Annotated in this window: 12 protein-coding genes and 1 pseudogene; 3 read left to right on the plus strand and 10 right to left on the minus strand. The window is 69.1% G+C overall.

Annotation, left to right across the window (positions count from 1 at the left end; all coding sequences use genetic code 11):
• Positions 1 to 157 precede the first annotated feature (157 nt).
• The 7 genes and pseudogenes from ACFU7Y_RS21960 to ACFU7Y_RS21990 form a co-directional block, all read right to left on the minus strand.
• Entirely contained in the window at positions 158 to 709 is a 552-nt protein-coding gene (locus tag ACFU7Y_RS21960; RefSeq protein ID WP_380769395.1) for a hypothetical protein, read from the minus strand.
• 453 nt (positions 710 to 1,162) lie between these two features.
• Positions 1,163 to 1,648: a hypothetical protein gene (locus tag ACFU7Y_RS21965; protein WP_380769396.1), complete on the minus strand. Its 486-nt coding sequence runs from the start codon at positions 1,646 to 1,648 to the stop codon at positions 1,163 to 1,165.
• 816 nt (positions 1,649 to 2,464) lie between these two features.
• A pseudogene (locus ACFU7Y_RS21970) lies at positions 2,465 to 2,644 on the minus strand (IS110 family transposase); the annotation flags it as partial.
• Between the two features lie 325 nt (positions 2,645 to 2,969).
• On the minus strand, positions 2,970 to 3,515 hold the full coding sequence (locus ACFU7Y_RS21975; RefSeq protein WP_380769397.1) for an EF-hand domain-containing protein: 546 nt from the start codon (positions 3,513 to 3,515) through the stop codon (positions 2,970 to 2,972).
• A gap of 29 nt (positions 3,516 to 3,544) precedes the next feature.
• Positions 3,545 to 4,912: a cytochrome P450 gene (locus ACFU7Y_RS21980; protein WP_380769398.1), complete on the minus strand. Its 1,368-nt coding sequence runs from the start codon at positions 4,910 to 4,912 to the stop codon at positions 3,545 to 3,547.
• A complete protein-coding gene (locus ACFU7Y_RS21985; protein WP_380769399.1) occupies positions 4,909 to 6,315 on the minus strand; it encodes a cytochrome P450 in 1,407 nt (468 codons plus the stop codon). Before ACFU7Y_RS21985 ends, ACFU7Y_RS21980 begins: the two co-directional genes overlap by 4 nt.
• A gap of 7 nt (positions 6,316 to 6,322) precedes the next feature.
• Entirely contained in the window at positions 6,323 to 7,240 is a 918-nt protein-coding gene (locus tag ACFU7Y_RS21990) for a hypothetical protein (protein ID WP_380769400.1), read from the minus strand.
• A 661-nt stretch (positions 7,241 to 7,901) separates the two neighbouring features.
• On the opposite strand from ACFU7Y_RS21990, the gene ACFU7Y_RS21995 reads away from it, so the two are divergent.
• Together ACFU7Y_RS21995 and ACFU7Y_RS22000 are read left to right on the plus strand one after the other, a co-directional pair.
• Positions 7,902 to 8,852, plus strand: a complete 951-nt coding sequence (locus tag ACFU7Y_RS21995; protein WP_380769401.1) for a hypothetical protein — start codon at positions 7,902 to 7,904, stop codon at positions 8,850 to 8,852.
• A 275-nt stretch (positions 8,853 to 9,127) separates the two neighbouring features.
• Positions 9,128 to 9,724, plus strand: a complete 597-nt coding sequence (locus ACFU7Y_RS22000; RefSeq protein WP_380769402.1) for a hypothetical protein — start codon at positions 9,128 to 9,130, stop codon at positions 9,722 to 9,724.
• A gap of 103 nt (positions 9,725 to 9,827) precedes the next feature.
• On the opposite strand, the gene ACFU7Y_RS22005 is transcribed toward ACFU7Y_RS22000, so the two are convergent.
• The gene (locus ACFU7Y_RS22005; RefSeq protein WP_380769403.1) at positions 9,828 to 12,848 is read right to left on the minus strand and encodes a tetratricopeptide repeat protein; all 3,021 of its coding nucleotides are present in this window, start codon (positions 12,846 to 12,848) and stop codon (positions 9,828 to 9,830) included.
• Positions 12,849 to 13,193: 345 nt separating this feature from the next.
• Here ACFU7Y_RS22005 and ACFU7Y_RS22010 point away from each other — a divergent pair, with 345 nt between their 5' ends.
• On the plus strand, positions 13,194 to 13,379 hold the full coding sequence (locus ACFU7Y_RS22010; RefSeq protein ID WP_380769404.1) for a hypothetical protein: 186 nt from the start codon (positions 13,194 to 13,196) through the stop codon (positions 13,377 to 13,379).
• A gap of 267 nt (positions 13,380 to 13,646) precedes the next feature.
• Here the strand turns inward: ACFU7Y_RS22010 and ACFU7Y_RS22015 are convergent, their stop codons facing one another.
• Positions 13,647 to 14,210, minus strand: a complete 564-nt coding sequence (locus ACFU7Y_RS22015; protein WP_380769405.1) for a helicase associated domain-containing protein — start codon at positions 14,208 to 14,210, stop codon at positions 13,647 to 13,649.
• A gap of 148 nt (positions 14,211 to 14,358) precedes the next feature.
• Complete coding sequence (locus ACFU7Y_RS22020) at positions 14,359 to 15,267, minus strand: aminoglycoside phosphotransferase family protein (RefSeq protein ID WP_380769406.1); 909 nt, start codon at positions 15,265 to 15,267, stop codon at positions 14,359 to 14,361.
• Positions 15,268 to 16,613: the final 1,346 nt, after the last annotated feature.

The following is a 16,613-nucleotide window of genomic DNA, read 5'->3' on the forward strand; positions in this document are numbered from 1 at the left end:
GGTCCCGCGAGCGGGACGGGCCAGCGGGTTCTCAGCGCAGTTGGCTGAACCAGCGCACGATGGCCGCCGTGGCGGCGACGTTGGAGCCGAGGTGCCTGGAACCCGCGAAGTCCGGGATACCGAGGTCGAGGACCGCCGCGTTCACGCCGTGCGATCGCTACGTGGCCTCGCAGCGGTCGGTGTTGGCGTTGGCCGCCTGCTCGTCCGCGTCGGCCACGTGCAGACGGACCGGGACGCGTGGCGCCCAGTCGCAGGTGCTGTCGGCCATCCGGAGTGCCTTGGCCAGGCGGCCGGTCGGGTGGCGCAGCATCTCGAAGCCGTGTGGGGTGAGCAGTGCGTCGATGGTGTCGGGCGTGCCGGCGAAGAGTTGCGGGCCGGTGTGCGAACCGTCGAACAGTGCCTCGATCGTGCTGTCGTACGGCGGCTGGAAGACCTCGTCCGGGGAGTCGTACAGATGGTGCAGCCGGTTCCATGCGACGAGAAGGTATGCCGAGTACAGCACACTTGATTTCGGGTCGAGAGAGCCGTCGAGCAGTGCCGGCAGCTCGGAGTGCTGGAAGTCGTAGGCGCCGCTGATCGGCGCGACGGCTTGGAGCCTGAACCAGCGGTCCTCGCCGGCCTGGAGTGTCCGTGCGAGCCCCAAAGGCTCCGAGCAGGAGCTGCGCACCGAGGCTCCGCCGGAAGCCGCCGAGTGCCCGGACTGCGCCATCACGCGAGAGGAGAGGCACCTCGGGCCGCTCTGGCTGCCCCCGCCCATCGACAAGGAGCGGAAGCAGCACCGGCGCGGCAAGCTCGCCGACCCGTGGTGGGAGGTGTGCCTGCTGCACGAGAAAATCTGCCAGGGGCTTGCTGAGCTCGGCTTCTGTCTGATGGTGTCGTGGATCTTGGCTGGCGGCCGTCTCACTGGACGTGAAATCTTCCGGGCACCGTGCTCGCCCTGGTCTTCGTCCTGGCGCCGTCGTTCTTCGTCATCGCGGGTCTCCCCATCGGCTGGGCGCGGAACTCTGGTGCTCCGCGCGGTCGCCGAAGGGAGCCCCGCCATCATTGACGTATCCCTCTGGTGGACAGCCCTCTTGGCCGACGATCACGTGACGGCTCCCACCAATGTGCTGCCGTCAACGTTGATGCGTTCCTTGATGGCCGCCCTGGTCTTGCCGGGGTGTCACAGTTCCTTGACCCACCGGTTGTCGTTGCCGGGGACGGGGGAGTGGACGAAGCCGTAGTGGCGGCTGAGGGACGCCCCGCCGGCCCGGGTGCCCATGTTCGACTCGATCCGCCGGAACCCGGCTTCGCGCAGGGTCGCGAAAGCCCGTTGCATGAACGTGTCGATCATCTCGCGCCGCATCGGGCGGTCGATCTCCGGGACGGCGAAGATCCATCCGATGTCGTGTGCGGTCGTGCTTCCCTTGAGTTCCGTCTGGATGCAGAAGAACCCGCCGATCACGCTGCCCGCGTCGTCGAGTGCCAAAAGGTGCTTGAACCCTGGCCCGAGCCGGCCCTCCACCACGCTGCGGGTGTAGTTGATCGGGTTGTCGACCGTGTAGCCCTCGTCGTTGAAGTGGGAGCCGGCGAACGCCCGCCGCAGTGCGTCTTCCACGTCGTCCCAGCGGGACCGCATCACCGACTCGTCGACCAGCGAGATCTCCATATCGCGCACCACTTCGTCCGCCTGTGTGCCTGCGCCGGGCCCCGGGCCTGGAGCCGCCGGTGGGCACTGCGGTGCAAGGGGCTCCGTACGCCTGGGCCGGCCTCTGCGTCACATCCTGCGTCCCAAGGCCGGTACCCGCCACCAGAGCCGTCCTATGCGGCCTGGAGGGGCTATGGCCCCGCGGCCGCAGCCGGCGGTGCGACCGCCTCGCTGCCGTTCTCGACGGTGGCGGTGACGCGCTGGTGGTACCGGGCGAGGGTCTGGCCGTCGGGCAGCGGGATCGGGGTGCCGGTGGGCGTGTACCACTCGTCGGCGCCGGTGTACTGGATGGCGACCCAGGCCTGCCCGTTCGGGAAGGCGGTGGTGACCGTACACCCTCCTGGCGGCCGGTCAACCCCCGATGACCTGTGGGAACCGCAGCCCGGGACGCAAGGGTGGTCTCCACCCCGCCCGCGGGGTGGAGACCACCAGGTCGGAACGAGCGGGAGAGGCGGCTACCAATCCGGGGTCGTCGCGGACGGTGCGACGGCCTCGCCGCCGTTCTCGATGGCGGCGGTGACGCGCTGGTGGTAGCGGGCGAGGGACTGACCGTCGGGCAGGGGAGCGGGCGTGCAAGCAGGCCGGCGCCGGGGCGGCGGCCCTGCGGCCGCCTCGGGACGCTCGGTGACCCTGCGCCGCACGGCCTGGTCGCCTCTAACGGCAGCACCGCGGCGAGGCACAAGACGTGGCGGCTGGAGAGCCCGGCCGGGGCTGGTCGTTCCGGGTCTGGGGCACCTCTGCGGGGACTACCTACTGGTCGTGGGTGTTGGTGGCCCTGACTAGGACACGGCCGAACTTGGCGGTGAGCTTGTCGAAGACGGCCCGCAGCTTCGGCTTGCTGTTGGGCAGCCGCTTGTCGAACACGGTCTTGCCGGCGGCGGTCAGGCCATGGTCGTGGTGGTCGTCCTTGCCTGCGCCCAGACCGGGGAAGATCGCGATGTCACTCGTGTCGATCACCAGAACCCCCGAGGGCCGTTCATCCGTCCTGGTCTCGTCCGTCGGCACCGTTCGCACGCATCCACGTTACGCAGACCCGGCACCTTCGGTGGCCGGGCATTGCGTTCGGCCGGGTGCCGGGCAGGCCTCTCGTCAGGGGTCATACGGTGCTCCGGGCCGCGGTGACACCACCCCCCAGGTCAGACCCCCGGCAGGGGGCAACAGTCATGCCGGGCCCGGAGGCCAGGGGCCCTGTTCCGGGGCCGCGAAGGAGGGAACGGGGCTTTCTTCGCATGTGGCCGGTCCGGCACTGGTACGGTGCCGGACCGGCGGGTTGCGGGACCGGTTAGGGGACGGGGCCGTAGGCCACGGCGCTGGCGGCGTTGGGATCGTTGTTCAGGTAGACGTCTCGCGCGGTCTGGAGGAACTCGTCGAGGGAGATGCGGCCGTTGCCGTCGAGGTCGATTCTGTCGAACATCTCCTTGCTGAACTTGGCGTTGATGCCGATGGCCTTGTAGACGCGTGCCATCTGGGCGTGTGTCAGTTCCCCGGTCCCGTCGGTGTCGGCCGTCTGGAAGATGATCCGCGGGACGATCACCATCTGGTCGACGTAGTCGCGGTCCTGATCCATCCCGTGCTCGATTGCGGCCAGGAACTCCTCGCGGGTGACCTTCCCGTCCCCGTCGCTGTCCGCGACTCGCTGGAAGTGCTTCCACCAGTCGGCGAACGCCTTGTCGATCTTGGCGGCGGTCTTCGGGTCCAGGTCGTCCCGCAGGCCGCGAACGTTCCGGGCCAGGGTTTGGAAGTCGTCTTCGCTGATGAAGCCGTCATGGGTGATGTCGAGGATGTCGAACTGACGGTTGATGTTGGTCTTCTGAAGGGTGCCTAGCATGGCTGTCCTTTCCGAGGGGGTTGTTTGTCCTACCGGTCGATCTGTGGCTGCGTGGTCATGACCACGCGGTCGGGGGCCAGGGCTACTCCGGCGACTTCGCGGGGCGCGCGGTCGCAGAGGGGAGCCAGCCGCCAGCGGGGGGTGATGGTGGCGACGGCGATGGCGAGTTCGGTGAGGGCGAAGTGGTCGCCCGGGCACTTGAACGGGCCAAAACCGAAGGGCAGGTATGCGGGGCTGCGGTGGTCGGCGCTCTGCCAGCGGTCCGGGTCGAAGACGAGGGGCCGCGGGTAGAGGTCCGGATCACGGTGGATGGCCGTCGGACTGAACACGAGTTCCGTCCCGGCGGGGAAGTGGACGCCGCCCAGGGCGGTGGGCCTGGTCGGCCGACGTGTCAGTAGCCATGCCGGGCTGTGCAGGCGCAGCGTCTCGCGGACCACGGTCTGGGTGTAGGGCAGTTTCGGGATGTCGTCGAAGGTCACCGGCCGCCCGTTCAGGACCTGTGCCAGTTCGTCCCGCAGCCGTCGTTCCACCTGTGGGTGGCGGCCGAGTTCGTGGTAGAGCCAGGTCAGGGTCGCGGCGACGCCGCTGATGCCACCGATGAAGAAGGTCATGGCCTCGTCGTGCAGCTGCGCGGCGGTCAGCGGTTCGCCGGTGTCGGCGTCCCGGGCCGCGATCAGCATCGACAGCAGGTCCCCCTCGTCCCCGCCGCCGTCCAGATGGGACCTGATCAGGCTTTCGATGAGGTGCCGCAGCCCCTGCCGGGCCGTCTCGAAGCGCCGGTTGGCCGGGGTCGGCAGCCGTGCCGGCCAGGCGACCGGAGCGGCCGCCTTGCGCCCCATGCCCTTGTAGAGCTCGGGGAGCCATTGCCGGATCTGCTCGACCTGTTCGTCGGCCAGTTCGCTGCCGAAGAAGAGTCGGGCCACGATCTCGCTGGCGAGTGCGTACATCTCGGCGCCCACGTCGATCCGGGAGCCGGGGGTCCAGGTCGCCGACCGGGCCTGCGCGCCGTTGCGCATGACGTCCGTGTAGGCCTTGAGCTTCCTGCGCTGGAAGGCCGGGGCCACCAGGCGGCGCCGCCGGAGGTGGATGTCGCCGTCCAGGGTGAACAGCCCGTCGCCCAGATAGACGCGGAATTTCTCGTTGAGCCGGCCCCCGCGGAAGGAGTCGGCGTCGGAGGCCAGCATCTGCCGTACGAGCGCGGGGGAGTTGAGCACGTAGACGTCCAAGCGGCCCATGCGGATCCGCACGACGTCGCCGAGCGGACGGATGGACTGCAGCAGTCCCATCGGGTCGCGAAGCAGTGGAAGGGCGTGGCCGAGCAACGGAAGGTTTCCGGGTGCGGTCGGGACTGTTCTGGCCGGGAGAACGGCTGGGTGAACAGGGGTTTGGACGGTCATCGGGTGTCCTTCAGGCGGGCTGCCTGCAGGGCGCAGATCGCCTGCGGGGCGGGGCTCTGCCGAGGGGACAGCCGCAGGATCAGGCCGTGTGGCTTGATGATGCTTCGACCACGCAGGGCGACAGGCCGGTCCGTGGCCGGCGTCAGACGCCAGGACTTCAGGATGCCGACCAGGGCGAGCGTGATGTTCATGACGGAGAAGTCGCGGCTGATGCACTTACGGTGGCCGGCTCCGAAAGGGATCAGTAGGTTCGCCCGCTCGGCCCGTGCCGGGGCCCGGTCGTCGCCGTCCCAGCGGCCCGGGTCGAAGTGTTCCGGGTCCGGGAACAGATCGGGGCGGTGGTGCAGGATGTAGGGGCTGATCAGGATGTCGGCGCCGGCGGGGACGCGGTGGCCGGCCAGCTCCGTCTCGGTGACGCTCACGCGGCTGAACATCCAGGCCGATGGACGGATCCGGAACGTCTCGGTGACGACGCTCTGCAGGGTGCGTAGGTGCGGCAGGTCGGCATAGCCGGCTGTGGCCCCGCCGCAGACGCTGTGGGCCTCCGCGGCGACAGCGGCGTCCAGGTCGGCAGAGAGCGACAGGTAGTGGAGCGTCCAGCCGATCATGGCGGCGGTGGTGTCGATGCCGGCGATGAACAGCGTCATCACCTGCTCGCGGATCTCCCGGTCGGTCAGCGCGTCGCTGCCGCCCTCGGCGGCCATGAGCATCGACAGGAGGTCGCCATGGTCAGTCGAACTGCGGCGGTACGCGGCGATCGTCTCGTCGATCTTGGCGTACAGGTCCCGTTGAGCCTGTCCGTAGCGGCGGTTCGCGGGGAGCGGGAGACGGGCGGCGGCCGGGGCCACCATCCGCAGGAAGGCGCCGCTGACCAGTGTGTCAACCCAGTCCAGGGTCTGCGCCACGGTGCCCTGGCTGCCCTCCCCGTCGGCGAACCAGGAGGCGAACATCGTCGAGATGGCGATGCGCATCGCCAGTTCCTGCAGCACCCGGTGGGTGTCCAGGACCTGTCCGGCGCGCCACGACGCGGTGACGGCCGCGACCTCGCGGTTGATCAGATCGCAATAGTGGGGCAGCCGCTGGGGGGTGAAGGCGGGCTGGGTCAGTCGTCGCAGCCGGGTGTGCTGTGCGTTGGGGCAGGTGGCAAGGCCATCGCCCAGGAAGCCGGCGAGGTTATCGTAGAAGGGGCCGCCCTTGTCGTACTGGCGCCGTTGGTGGATCAGCACCTGGGCGATCAGTTCGGGGCTGCACACCACGTACGTCTGGCGGTTGCCGAGCCGGATCTCGACCAGGTCGCCGTGCGTGGGCAGGGAGGTCAGGAACCCCGTCGGGTCGGTGAGCAGCTGCCGCAGGTGGCCCAGCACCGGCAGACCGCCCGGCGCGAGGGGAATGGCGCGGGTCATCGGTTCCTCAGCGTCTGGTGGTCACGAGCAGGTCGGACGCCCACTCGGGGAGGGCGCGATGGGTTTGGTTGCGGGTCGATATCCGCTCCCACTCGTAGTCGCCGCAGACCCAGTCGTGGATGATCTCCGCGTACCCCAGCACGGCCGCGCCCTGGCCGGCGTCCAGGTGCCGCAGCAGCCGGGGGAGCTCCTCGGCCTCCAGCGCGACCAGCTCGTCGACCTTCTCCTGCGCCAGTACGGAGGCTTGGGCCACGGCCTCCTGACGCGTGCACCCCTGGGTACGCTCGATGATGTGGATCGCGTTGTGCAGCCCGGTGACGTCCTCGTGCGAGGTGGACATCGAGTCGTTCCTGATTGCCACCAGGTCGGCTCCCAGCTGCCGCATCCGCTGCAGGTACGGGTGGTGCCAGACAGCGGGCGGCACCTCGACGCCGCCCCACTTCTCGGCCAGGTCATTCTGCCCGTACGCGCAGGTGGTCGCCGCCCGTAGCTGGAAGTACTCCTCCAGGTCGTCGTAGGAGTTCCCGTTGCTGCGGTCGAACGCCTCGGTCAGCTGGGAGGAGAAGTACGACGCCCAGTGGTGAGCCAGGCGCCCGCGCAGTGATACCGACATGTCCTGCACCATCCGCCGCCACAGGTCCGCGAACGCCTGCACGGTGGGCGCCTGGTAGAGCTCGGGTCCGCAGGAGCCGTGGACGATCCCGATCAGGGCCTCGCAGACTTCGTACACCCGCCGCGGATCGCGCCCGATGTCGCCGTCCAGTTGGTCGTCGAAGGGGAGGAAGTACCACCCCATCATCTGTGCGGCCAGACAGCAGTCCCCGGCGCTCGCGTTCGGGTAGAAGAACGCGGCGACCTCCGCCAGACGCCAGCTGACGAAGTCCTCGACCGCCTGCTCGCCGTGCAGCAGACCGTGGTCCTGCATCCACACAATCGCGCTTTCACGAGCCTGATCTATATGCGGGTTGACCCTGAGTGGCCATGGCGTGGTGAAAACAGCTCCTGGTTGCGTCACAGTTCGCACACTCTCCCTCGCGGCTCTTGCCCCGAGGTTCTTGCGGTACCAGCGGCGATGCAACGCAGCGTGCCGCCGTTCGGCCCGATCGGGCTCCGCCTCGTAACGCGCTCGACGGCACCCCGAACCGAGCCCCGCACCCGTCGGGGCCGGGCTCTGAAGCCAGACGGCTACAGCTGTGGTCGGCCAGTAACAGAACGATTCATCCTATAGGCAGCATTTCACCCTTTCGTAGTGATTCTCTCCACGGCAGGGCTCTCGACGACGAGTGAAGCGGCGGCGCTCGGCCGGTGCAGGGGTAAGGGTGTCCTCGGAGGATGCTCCGGACGTCGTCGCCACCGTCGGTCTCCTCACCCCGCAGCGGGCTCGGTCACCTTGCCGCGTTCTCCACCGGGGTCGAGCACGCGATCTTGCACCGCCGAGAAACCGGGCCGCAACTCACCTCCGCCAACACCCCCGGCGGCCCGGTCGGCACGATCGCACCGAGGACTCCCACCCCCTGCCCGGAGGCCGCCAGCAGATCGCCGACGCCGTCCTGACCGCCCCCGCCGACCGGGTGCCGGTGCTCCTGGTGGGGGTCGACCTCCACAACGGCGACAACGCGAAGATCGCCCGGAAGTTCGACGGGTACGCCGAGTACTTCGCCCTCACCTACAAGGACCCCACCCACCAAGGGCACCCGTCCACCGCGAGGCAGCTGCGGGTGTGGCGGCGCAAGTACCCCACCGCCCCGAGCGGAACGTGGCCGCCGATCGCTCTCGTCCTGGCCGGCGCCGGACCCCGGGGCCTGCCAGGCACCATCAACGAGGTCCAGGCCCTGACCCGCGAACACTGGCAGCCGCACGGCGACCTCGACTTCACCGGCCGCATCCCGATCCTCGCGTGCACCCTCGACCAGCTGACAGCCCGCGGCCCGCACGCCCCGATCTGGTGGCGCTTCGGCAGCCACCAGTGGCAGAACCTCACCGACGCCCTCGCCAGCACCGAGTACCTCACCCGCACCCGGGCCCGCCTCGCCGCCGAGAAGCAGGCCGCCGAAGACGAGAAGGAACAGCGCCTGGAAGCCACCCGCTGCCCGGGCTGCAACCGCCGCGAGGACGAGTACGACTGGGAGCCCGGCGCCGGCGACGGCACCGAGCTCTGCCACGACTGCCGCAAGGAAGCCGACGACACCCGCGAGCACAACGCCCTGCTCGCCGCCCGCCGGGCGAATGCCGCCATGCACCCCTGCCACACCTGCCAGGGCTCCATCGGAGGCAAACCGGACTCGATCGCCGAACTGCGCAAGCCGGCCGACCCGTACCGTCTGGAATGCCCCGACTGCGACGACAAACGCCACGCCAACGGTCGCCCGCCGATCATTCTTTCCCTGCCCACCAACCGCGACCGCCGCCGCTCCGCCGCCGGCAATCTCGACGACCGTACTGGCACATCCGCCTGCACCACGCGAAGGAGTACCCCAACCGCTGACCAGGCCCCACGGAACGGCAGCGACCGAAGCGACCGACACCGAAGGCGGTGAGCGCCACGAGCAATGGGATGCAGCGCGCACCGCCCACCCGATCCTGCCAGGACCCCGCTGCCCGCCCCTGCGCCGGGCGACCTCTTGCGCCCGGCTGACCGCGTGCGAAGAGGTGTCGCCGGGGGCCACGGGCTTGCCCGGCCGTCCCCGGCCTGCGTCGATCGGTGCGGCTTGCCCGGCCCCACTCCCACCACCGGTGCGCCCCTCGCATCGGGTGAGTGTTGGGGGATGAGCCGTACGGGTATGGCTACCGGCAGTCCTACGTTGGGGGGATTATGGCCGATAACAGCGCGCTGTACGGGCTGCTCGGAGCTCTGGGGGGAGCCTCGGCTGCCGGCCTCGCGGCTGTCTACGGCCCGCTGCGTCTGCATCGGCGGCAAGCGGAGCAGAAGGCGAGTGAGGAACAGACTCGCCAAAGTGAGACAGAGATCGCCCGTCTGCTGAAGATGCGAACCACGGGCCGGGCGTGGATCGATGCGTTGGAGCGGTTCGTCCAAGATTTGCAGACACACCATCCTGTGGACGTCAACCGATTCGACGAGATCACGGCCCACGTCAGGCAGGAGGCCACCGAAGCCGGACACGCGCTGGCTCACAACGGTCTCTGGCTCGGATCCGAGGACACACACCCGCGCGGCATTCCACGACTAGACACTGCGGACGGATCCTTCTCCCAGCTTCTGGGCCGCTTGCGAGAGGCGACCTGGGAAGTCCGTGCCGACGTCCTGCGATGTTCCTCGGATCGGGAGAGCACGGTGCGAAGTGAGGTCCTGGAGGCTCTGGAGTATGTCAGGGCTGCGAGGGCACAGCTGAACGCAGCCCTTCTCGATCAGATCGACCAGATCAACGGGGGCCACACGCGCCGCCTGTAACTGAGCTCGCTGGTCCATTCCACGCCAGGCCGCTCGCGCAGCTCCACGACCGCAGCGGTCACCACGGCACCGATCCGCCACACCAGCTGCGCGCCGCCGACCACTACTCGTCCGTCTTCTCCAACACCTTCACCGCTTTCTCCTCCGCGCCAGCCAAACGGAGCGCCGCTGCCGACGCCTCACGCCTAGCCCGTACCACGGCCGCCGGACAGCCGCCAGCGAGCAGAGAGTCGGCGAGCTCATCCAACGCCTCCCCCAGCCGATACCGGTCACCCAATTCCTCAAACAAGGCGACGGCCCGCTCACCAGCCTCCACCGCCCACTCGACCTCACCCAACTCCCGCAGTGCCGCGCCGAGGTTGTCCCAGACGATGGCTTCGCCCTGGTGGTCGCTGAGGGCCTGGTACTGGGTGAGGGCCGTGCGGTAGGCCTGTTCGGCCTCCTCACAGCGCCCCGACTTCCGCAACACGAGGCCAAGGTTGTTCCAGACGCTGGCTTCGCCCTGGTGGTCGCTGAGAGCCTGGTACTGGGTGAGGGCGGTGCGGTGGGCCTCTTCGGCCTCCTCGTAGCGCCCCAACTCCTGCAGTGCCGCGCCGAGGTTGTTCCACGCGCTGGCTTCGCCGTTGTGGTCGCTGAGAGCCTGGCGTTGGGTGAGGGCGGTGCGGTGGGCCTGTTCAGCTTCTTCGCAACGCCCCAACTCCCGCAACACGAGACCGAGGTCGTTCCACGCGCTGGCTTCGCCGTGGTGGTCGCTGAGAGCCTGGTACCGGGTGAGGGCGGTGCGGTGGGCCTGTTCAGCTTCTTCGCAGCGCCCCGACTTCCGCAACACGAGACCGAGGTTGTTCCACGCGCTGGCTTCGCCGTGGTGGTCGCTGAGAGCCTGGCGTTGGGTGAGGGCGGTGCGGTGAGCCTGTTCGGCCTCCTCGTAGCGCCGCAACTCCCGCAGCGCTGCGCCGAGGGTGTCCCAGGCGCTGGCTTCGCCGCGGTGGTCGCTGAGGGCCCGGTACTGGGTGAGGGCGGTGCGGTGAGCCTGTTCGGCCTCCTCGTAGCGCCCCAACATCTGCAGCGCTGCGCCGAGGTTGTTCCACGCGCTGGCTTCGCCGTGGTGGTCGCTGCGGGCCTGGCGTTGGGTGAGGGCGGTGCGGTGAGCCTGTTCGGCCTCCTCGTAGCGCCCCAACATCTGCAGCGCGTTGCCGAGGTTGTTCCACGCGCTGGCTTCGCCGTGGTGGTCGCTGCGGGCCTGGAACTGGGTGAGGGCGGTGCGGTAGGCCTGTTCGGCCTCCTCGTAGCGCCGCAACTCCCGCAGCGCGTTGCCGAGGTTGTTCCAGGGGCCGGCCTCGCCGGCCGGGTCGTGGCTGTCTCGGGCCGCGGTGAGGGCGACTTCGGCGACTTCCAGTCGGCTTTCGAGGCGGCGGCGCAGGCCGAGGTAGGGGCCGAGGTGGGAGGGGAGGGCTTGGGCGATGTCGTGGTGGCCGGCGGTGTGGGCGGCGTGGACGGCGGCGACGAGGTTGGCGTGTTCCGCGTCCAGCCAGGTCAGCGCGTCCACGTGGTCTGTGAACCGCCGTCCCCGGCCGCCTTTGGCGTCCGCCGGGTTCACGTGTGCGTTCGCGTCTTGCGCCGCGAGGGCGTAGTGGTCCAGGAGCCGACGCAGAGCGGCGGCGGTGTGGGCAGGCTGACAGCGGGCCTGTTCGCCGGCATAGGCGCGGACGAGGTCGTGCATGCGCCAGCGTCCGCTGTCGGGGTCCTGGCGGATCAGGCTGGCCCTGGACAGAGCGAGCAGACGCGCCCGGACATCCTTGAGCTTGCCGACACCAGTGAACGCCGCAGCGGTCTCGGTGGACAGGTCGGGACCGGGGCTGACAGCCAGAAGGCGGAACAACTCGGCGTGGGTGGGGGCCAACCTCCGGTAGGAGCGTTCCAGCACGGTTCGCACTGCCTGCTCCCCGTCCTCCAGCACATCGAGCCGCTCACCGAGATCCTCCAGATACTCAGCGAGCCGACCGGGCTTAAGGCTCCGCTCCGCCACGAGCTGGGCAGTGGCAACCTGCAACGCGAGCGGAAGATAGCCACACAGCTCAGCGACCCTGCCCGCCCCACCAGGATCGGCACCGATCCGCCCATCCCCGGGAAGAGAAAGACGCAGCACGGCATCCATCAAAGCGATGGCCCGCTCGGGAGCGAGAACATCGAGGTCCACCAGACGCGCACCCAGCCCCACGGCGAAATCATCACGCGAAGTGACCAACAGCCGATGCGGCCCGCCCGCCGGCACCAGATGCCGCACCTGCCCAGCAGCGCAAGCGTTATCGGCAAGAACCAGCACCCCTTCCCCTACCCGGGTACGCGCGGCAAGCTGCGCGCGGTAGAGGGCCGCGCGCTGGTCGACGTCGGGCGGGATCTGCTCGGGGTCCGTGCCGAGGCCGCGCAGGGCGGCGTCCAGGGCCTGCCCGGCGTCGAGCGCGGTGTCGTCGTAGCCGTGCAGGTCAAGAAAGAGCACACCGGTAAACAGACCCCGCCTGATCGCCTCGTGCCCAACGGCCAGGCCGAGCGTGGTCTTGCCGATCCCTCCCATTCCGTGCACCGCGGCCACCACCACGGCTGTACCACCGGTGTCTTCGGCCAATTCGGCGTCCGCACTTGGGCGTTGAGGATCGAGCAGGTCGAGGAGGTCTTCCAGATCGCGGTCCCGGCCGGTGAAGCCGGCCGGAAGGGCCGGAAGCGGGGCGAGCTGGGGAAGACCCTCCAGGGGCAGGGCAGCCGAACGACCTTCGGCGTCCGGGGCCGTCTTCTCTTTCCCGCTGATGCGGTCGAATTCATCGACCATGGCCGCAACCCTGGTGTACGAGTTCTTCCATTCGACGAGGTCGGTGCGGGCAGCCGAAAGGACCTTAATGGTTTTCGCGTCGTGCGCTTTACACGCTTCGACGAATGCGGAGACGATATCCCAGTCGTAGACCCGGTAGATTCCATTCCGGCCCTTTTGGAGCTCACTGACAGCGGTCTTCGTGAGCATTTTTGCGCCGCGGGTGCCGGCGTCAGCGGCGGCTTCCACCAGCTGGGTCCCGCTCGGGTTGCCCGCTTCCAGACGGAGATCCTCAAGACGTCGCCCGAACTCACGCAGCACCCGCTGCGACTCCTTGCTCTCCCCAGCCGCCACTTCGCTCCCCACCTGTCCTACGCCTTCACCAGCAGCCCTGGCTGCCGTGCCCCACCTGGTCGCCTGCCGCAGCCGATCCATCAGCCTTTGATCCCACCGGCCCTCTCCTTTGAGCGCGGCACGGTCCGCGATTGTCCGCGATCGTCTGTCGGCAGGCCTCTCAGCGTAGTCCTCCACCAGCACGAACAGAGCGCAGATTCGGGATCGTCGGCATCCGTCCGCAGATCCGCAACCAGGCCCGTATCCCCGGGATCGTGGTGCCCAAGCCGGCCGGCTGACCAGCACTCACGACAGCCCTCTGGGGAGGATCTGATGTCCCGCAAGCACCACACCAAGGCCAAGATGAGCACCCACCCCGTCGTCGAACAGCCGACCCCGGCCCACGACGACACGTTCGAGCAGCGACTGGCCGGCCAGATCGCCAAGGGCGCCGCCTCCGGCACCGCCCGCGCCATCGCGACCTGGCTCATCGGACAGATCACCGAACACCTCCACTGACCCCGCCCGCAGGGTGCGGGCACCCGCTTTCGCACCCTGCACCTGTGAGGTTCGGCCGTGGTGTCGATCTCGGCCTTGATCCTCCGCCCGATTCCCTTACGGCCATCGCGCCATCGGATCCGGGGGAGCGCACCACTGCGAGCGCCCAGCGCCTCTGCCCCACAACGCGGGAAGGCCGCCACCCGCAGGTGACGGCCTTCCAGTGCTTTCTCAGGGCCCCGGCAGCCTACCGCCGGACAACCGGCCACCCGGACCGGGGATGGCCCGCTACGCCCACTCGACGCCGTGCTCGGCGAGCTGCGCGAGCTGCCCGGCGGTGAGCTTGGCCCGGCGAGCCTTCGTGTTGTTCAAGAACGCCCCCAGCCCGACGGAGACGACCTCCACGCTCCCCTCCCCACCAGGCCCGGCCACCACGACCTCAAGCGGCTCCTTGTGAGGCCGGGGAACCTTCGCGTGACCCTCGCGCTCGACGAACGCCGCCAGGGCGGCCAGGCCCTGCGCGAACCGGTCCGCCCGCGACACCTTCGGCTTCGCCTCCGCGGCCTGCTTCGCCGCCACCAGCTCCGGGTCCTCCTCAATGCCAATCGCCGACAGCAGGTCCCGCTGCTCCTCCTCCAGACCGGGCCAGCCAGCCCGTTGCGCCTGCACCCACCGCCCAAGCTGCTCGCCCTCGAACACGGTGTCCACGGACAGTGCGGCCCAGTCGACGCGGCCGTCGGCCTCCAACCACCACTGCCGGGCGGTGGCGTAGGCGCGTTGCCAGGTGATCGGCCAGGTGGGGCACCACCACGGGTCGATCTCCTCCAGCGCCCGCCGCCGCTCCGGCGCCAACGCTGTCCCGTCCCTTTCGAGTTGGCAGCCGGCTGGTCTCCGACCTGTGCGGTTGCCAGGTGGTTCGGGAGCGGAGTCGGATGTCGTTCTCAAACGAGTTGGCTCTCGCGGAACCAGCGCTCGCGGTGAGGCCCCGTCCGGGACCGGTTCACCGTTCGCTGGCGGTGTCCAGGATCGCGTGGAGACGCGACAGGCACTCGCCGACGAAGCGGGGGTAGGTGCGCCAGTAGTACGACACCCCGCTGACTGCGACGGCGATGGCCCACGCCCGGGCACGCAGCCACGTGACGTCGTCAAGGCTCATGGCGTCCCAGTACGCCTGTCGGGCCCCGGGCGGAAGATCCCACAGCGGGGAGTGCTCGGCGTCGGGGAAGCCGACCGAGAGGCATCCGAAGTCGATGACCGCGTGCAGCTTTCCCTGCCGGACCAGAAGGTTGGAGGGTTTGAGATCGCCGTGGAGCCACACCTGGCGGCCGGATGGCTCGGGCAGGGCGAGCGCGCTCTGCCACAAGTGCCGCAGCTGCTCGATGTCGAGGTCGAGGCCCTCGATCGTTCCGCAGTCGTCGAAGCATCCGCTGACCCACTGATCACAAGCGTGCAAGCCACCTCCGCGGTACCAGCTGAGCTCGCCCTGCCGAGCGGCTCCCATGAGGGGGATGGCATGCAGGCTCTGCACGATCACGGCCAGATCGGTCCCGAAGGCGGGCCAATCGCTGACCGATCCAGGGCCGGCTTCATCGCCATCAATCCATCGGTACACCGACCAGGCGAGCGGAAAGGCCGAGCTCGGAGTGCCGCGGTGCACCGGCTCCGGGATACGACAGGGAAGATATGGCGCCAACCGCGGCAGCCACGTCTGCTCCTTCCGCACGGCCTTCGCGTTGCCCGGGGTGCGCGGCAGCCGCATGAGCAACTGGTCGCCGAGCCGGTACATCCGGTTGTCCGTACCCGCACCGGCCGGCGATATGGGGAGCGCGGCCCACTCCGGTCGCTGCTCCTGCAGCAGCGACCGGGCTGCCGCCTCGTCCACACGGATCTCGTTCTCATGAAGTGTCACGGTGAGAGCGTTCTGCCTGGGCCTCGCCGCCGCCAGTGATTTTCCCGAGGTGGTCGGCGTTCGGAACACGATTCACTGAGGATCTGCCAGATCGGGTGAGACCGAGTGAGAATCCGCCTACTTCAATGCGACGGGACAGGACGGCAGCGACCAAAGCGACCGACACAAGGGCGGTGCGCGCCACGGGCAATGGGATGCGGCGCGCACCGCCCGCCCGATCCTGCCAGAACCCCGCGATCCGGCTCCCTGGTAGACCCGGCCAGCACGCCACCGCGCCCGCCAAGCACATGCCGATGAAGCGAATTTCCATCCATGGCGAGCAAATCAACGGTGCAGCGAAGAATTATCCAGAGCGCATCGTGATTTCACATGCGGCGAACACGCGGAATTCGCTACTCGCCGACGGTATATCAGAATGACCATCGAGCCCCACACGGAAGCTAGCTGAAAACCGCTCAGAGGCAGAAGCGCCAACGGCACGCCAATCGACTACAACGAACTGACGCAGCCTGTCTCTACCAGCCCGGCCCACCGCTCGTGGGCGCCCCGGTCGGACCGCCGCGCCGGGTCAGCCCGCCGCCGACCGGCCGGAGCCTGCTCGCCGCCGTCTGGACCGCCGACCGGCCGCTCCGGGCTGCACGAGCGGCAGCGACCGGCGGGTCCCGCCTACCCCTCGGCACGAACGAGAGCGGCGATCCGTTCCCACTCGGCTGCTTCCCCCATGGGGCGAAGCCCCGAGTCCTACATGCGGCCGGCCTCCCGCTCCCAGGCCTGCGCCTCTCAGTGGCCGGCCTCGATCTGCTCGGGTGACGTCCCCTGAGCCCGTCGCTGCACCAGCCGCCGCGCGGAATCAATTTGGTCAGATTCGCTGCCCGCCACGTCTGCCTCCACGTATTCCACTCGCGAATTCGAGAGAAATTATCGGGGCCGATCCGAAGCGGCCGACCCGCACGATCACGCAGCCGCCGAGAATCCCCCCGGGGCCCTGCCGTAATCCCAGAGTCTAGCTGGCTGCTGTCTTTGATGCACGAGAACGGGCGAAGCCCGTCCCTGTACCACCCCAACGAGTGACCCCATACATGACCACCCGTCACCACCCCATTCGTCAAGGCGCAAAGCGCCCCCACCCGCCACCCCAGTCAGTCCGGGCGAAGCCCGAACCCACCCCCAACCCACCCAGGGCCGAAGGCCCTACCCCGACACCCACCCAACTCCGCAGCGAAGCGCGGAGTTGACCCACCACCACCCAAGCGTGCGCAGCGCCCGCCACCCCACCCGATCGGGCGCAGCCCGATCCGGCCGGCGCAGCCGGCCCTGCCCGCGCGCAGCGCGGGCCAGCCTCGGGC

Origin of the sequence: Kitasatospora sp. NPDC057542, assembly GCF_042801945.1 — a bacterium.
Classification (GTDB): domain Bacteria; phylum Actinomycetota; class Actinomycetes; order Streptomycetales; family Streptomycetaceae; genus Kitasatospora.

What these genes read in the sequence shown, in the direction of transcription:
- ACFU7Y_RS21960 (WP_380769395.1), bottom strand. Translation starts at nt 709, where the DNA reads ATGGCGCAGTCCGGGCACTCGGCGGCTTCCGGCGGAGCCTCGGTGCGC.
- ACFU7Y_RS21965 (WP_380769396.1), bottom strand. Translation starts at nt 1,648, where the DNA reads ATGGAGATCTCGCTGGTCGACGAGTCGGTGATGCGGTCCCGCTGGGAC.
- ACFU7Y_RS21975 (WP_380769397.1), bottom strand. Translation starts at nt 3,515, where the DNA reads ATGCTAGGCACCCTTCAGAAGACCAACATCAACCGTCAGTTCGACATC.
- ACFU7Y_RS21980 (WP_380769398.1), bottom strand. Translation starts at nt 4,912, where the DNA reads ATGACCGTCCAAACCCCTGTTCACCCAGCCGTTCTCCCGGCCAGAACA.
- ACFU7Y_RS21985 (WP_380769399.1), bottom strand. Translation starts at nt 6,315, where the DNA reads ATGACCCGCGCCATTCCCCTCGCGCCGGGCGGTCTGCCGGTGCTGGGC.
- ACFU7Y_RS21990 (WP_380769400.1), bottom strand. Translation starts at nt 7,240, where the DNA reads ATGCAGGACCACGGTCTGCTGCACGGCGAGCAGGCGGTCGAGGACTTC.
- ACFU7Y_RS22000 (WP_380769402.1), top strand. Translation starts at nt 9,128, where the DNA reads ATGGCCGATAACAGCGCGCTGTACGGGCTGCTCGGAGCTCTGGGGGGA.
- ACFU7Y_RS22010 (WP_380769404.1), top strand. Translation starts at nt 13,194, where the DNA reads ATGTCCCGCAAGCACCACACCAAGGCCAAGATGAGCACCCACCCCGTC.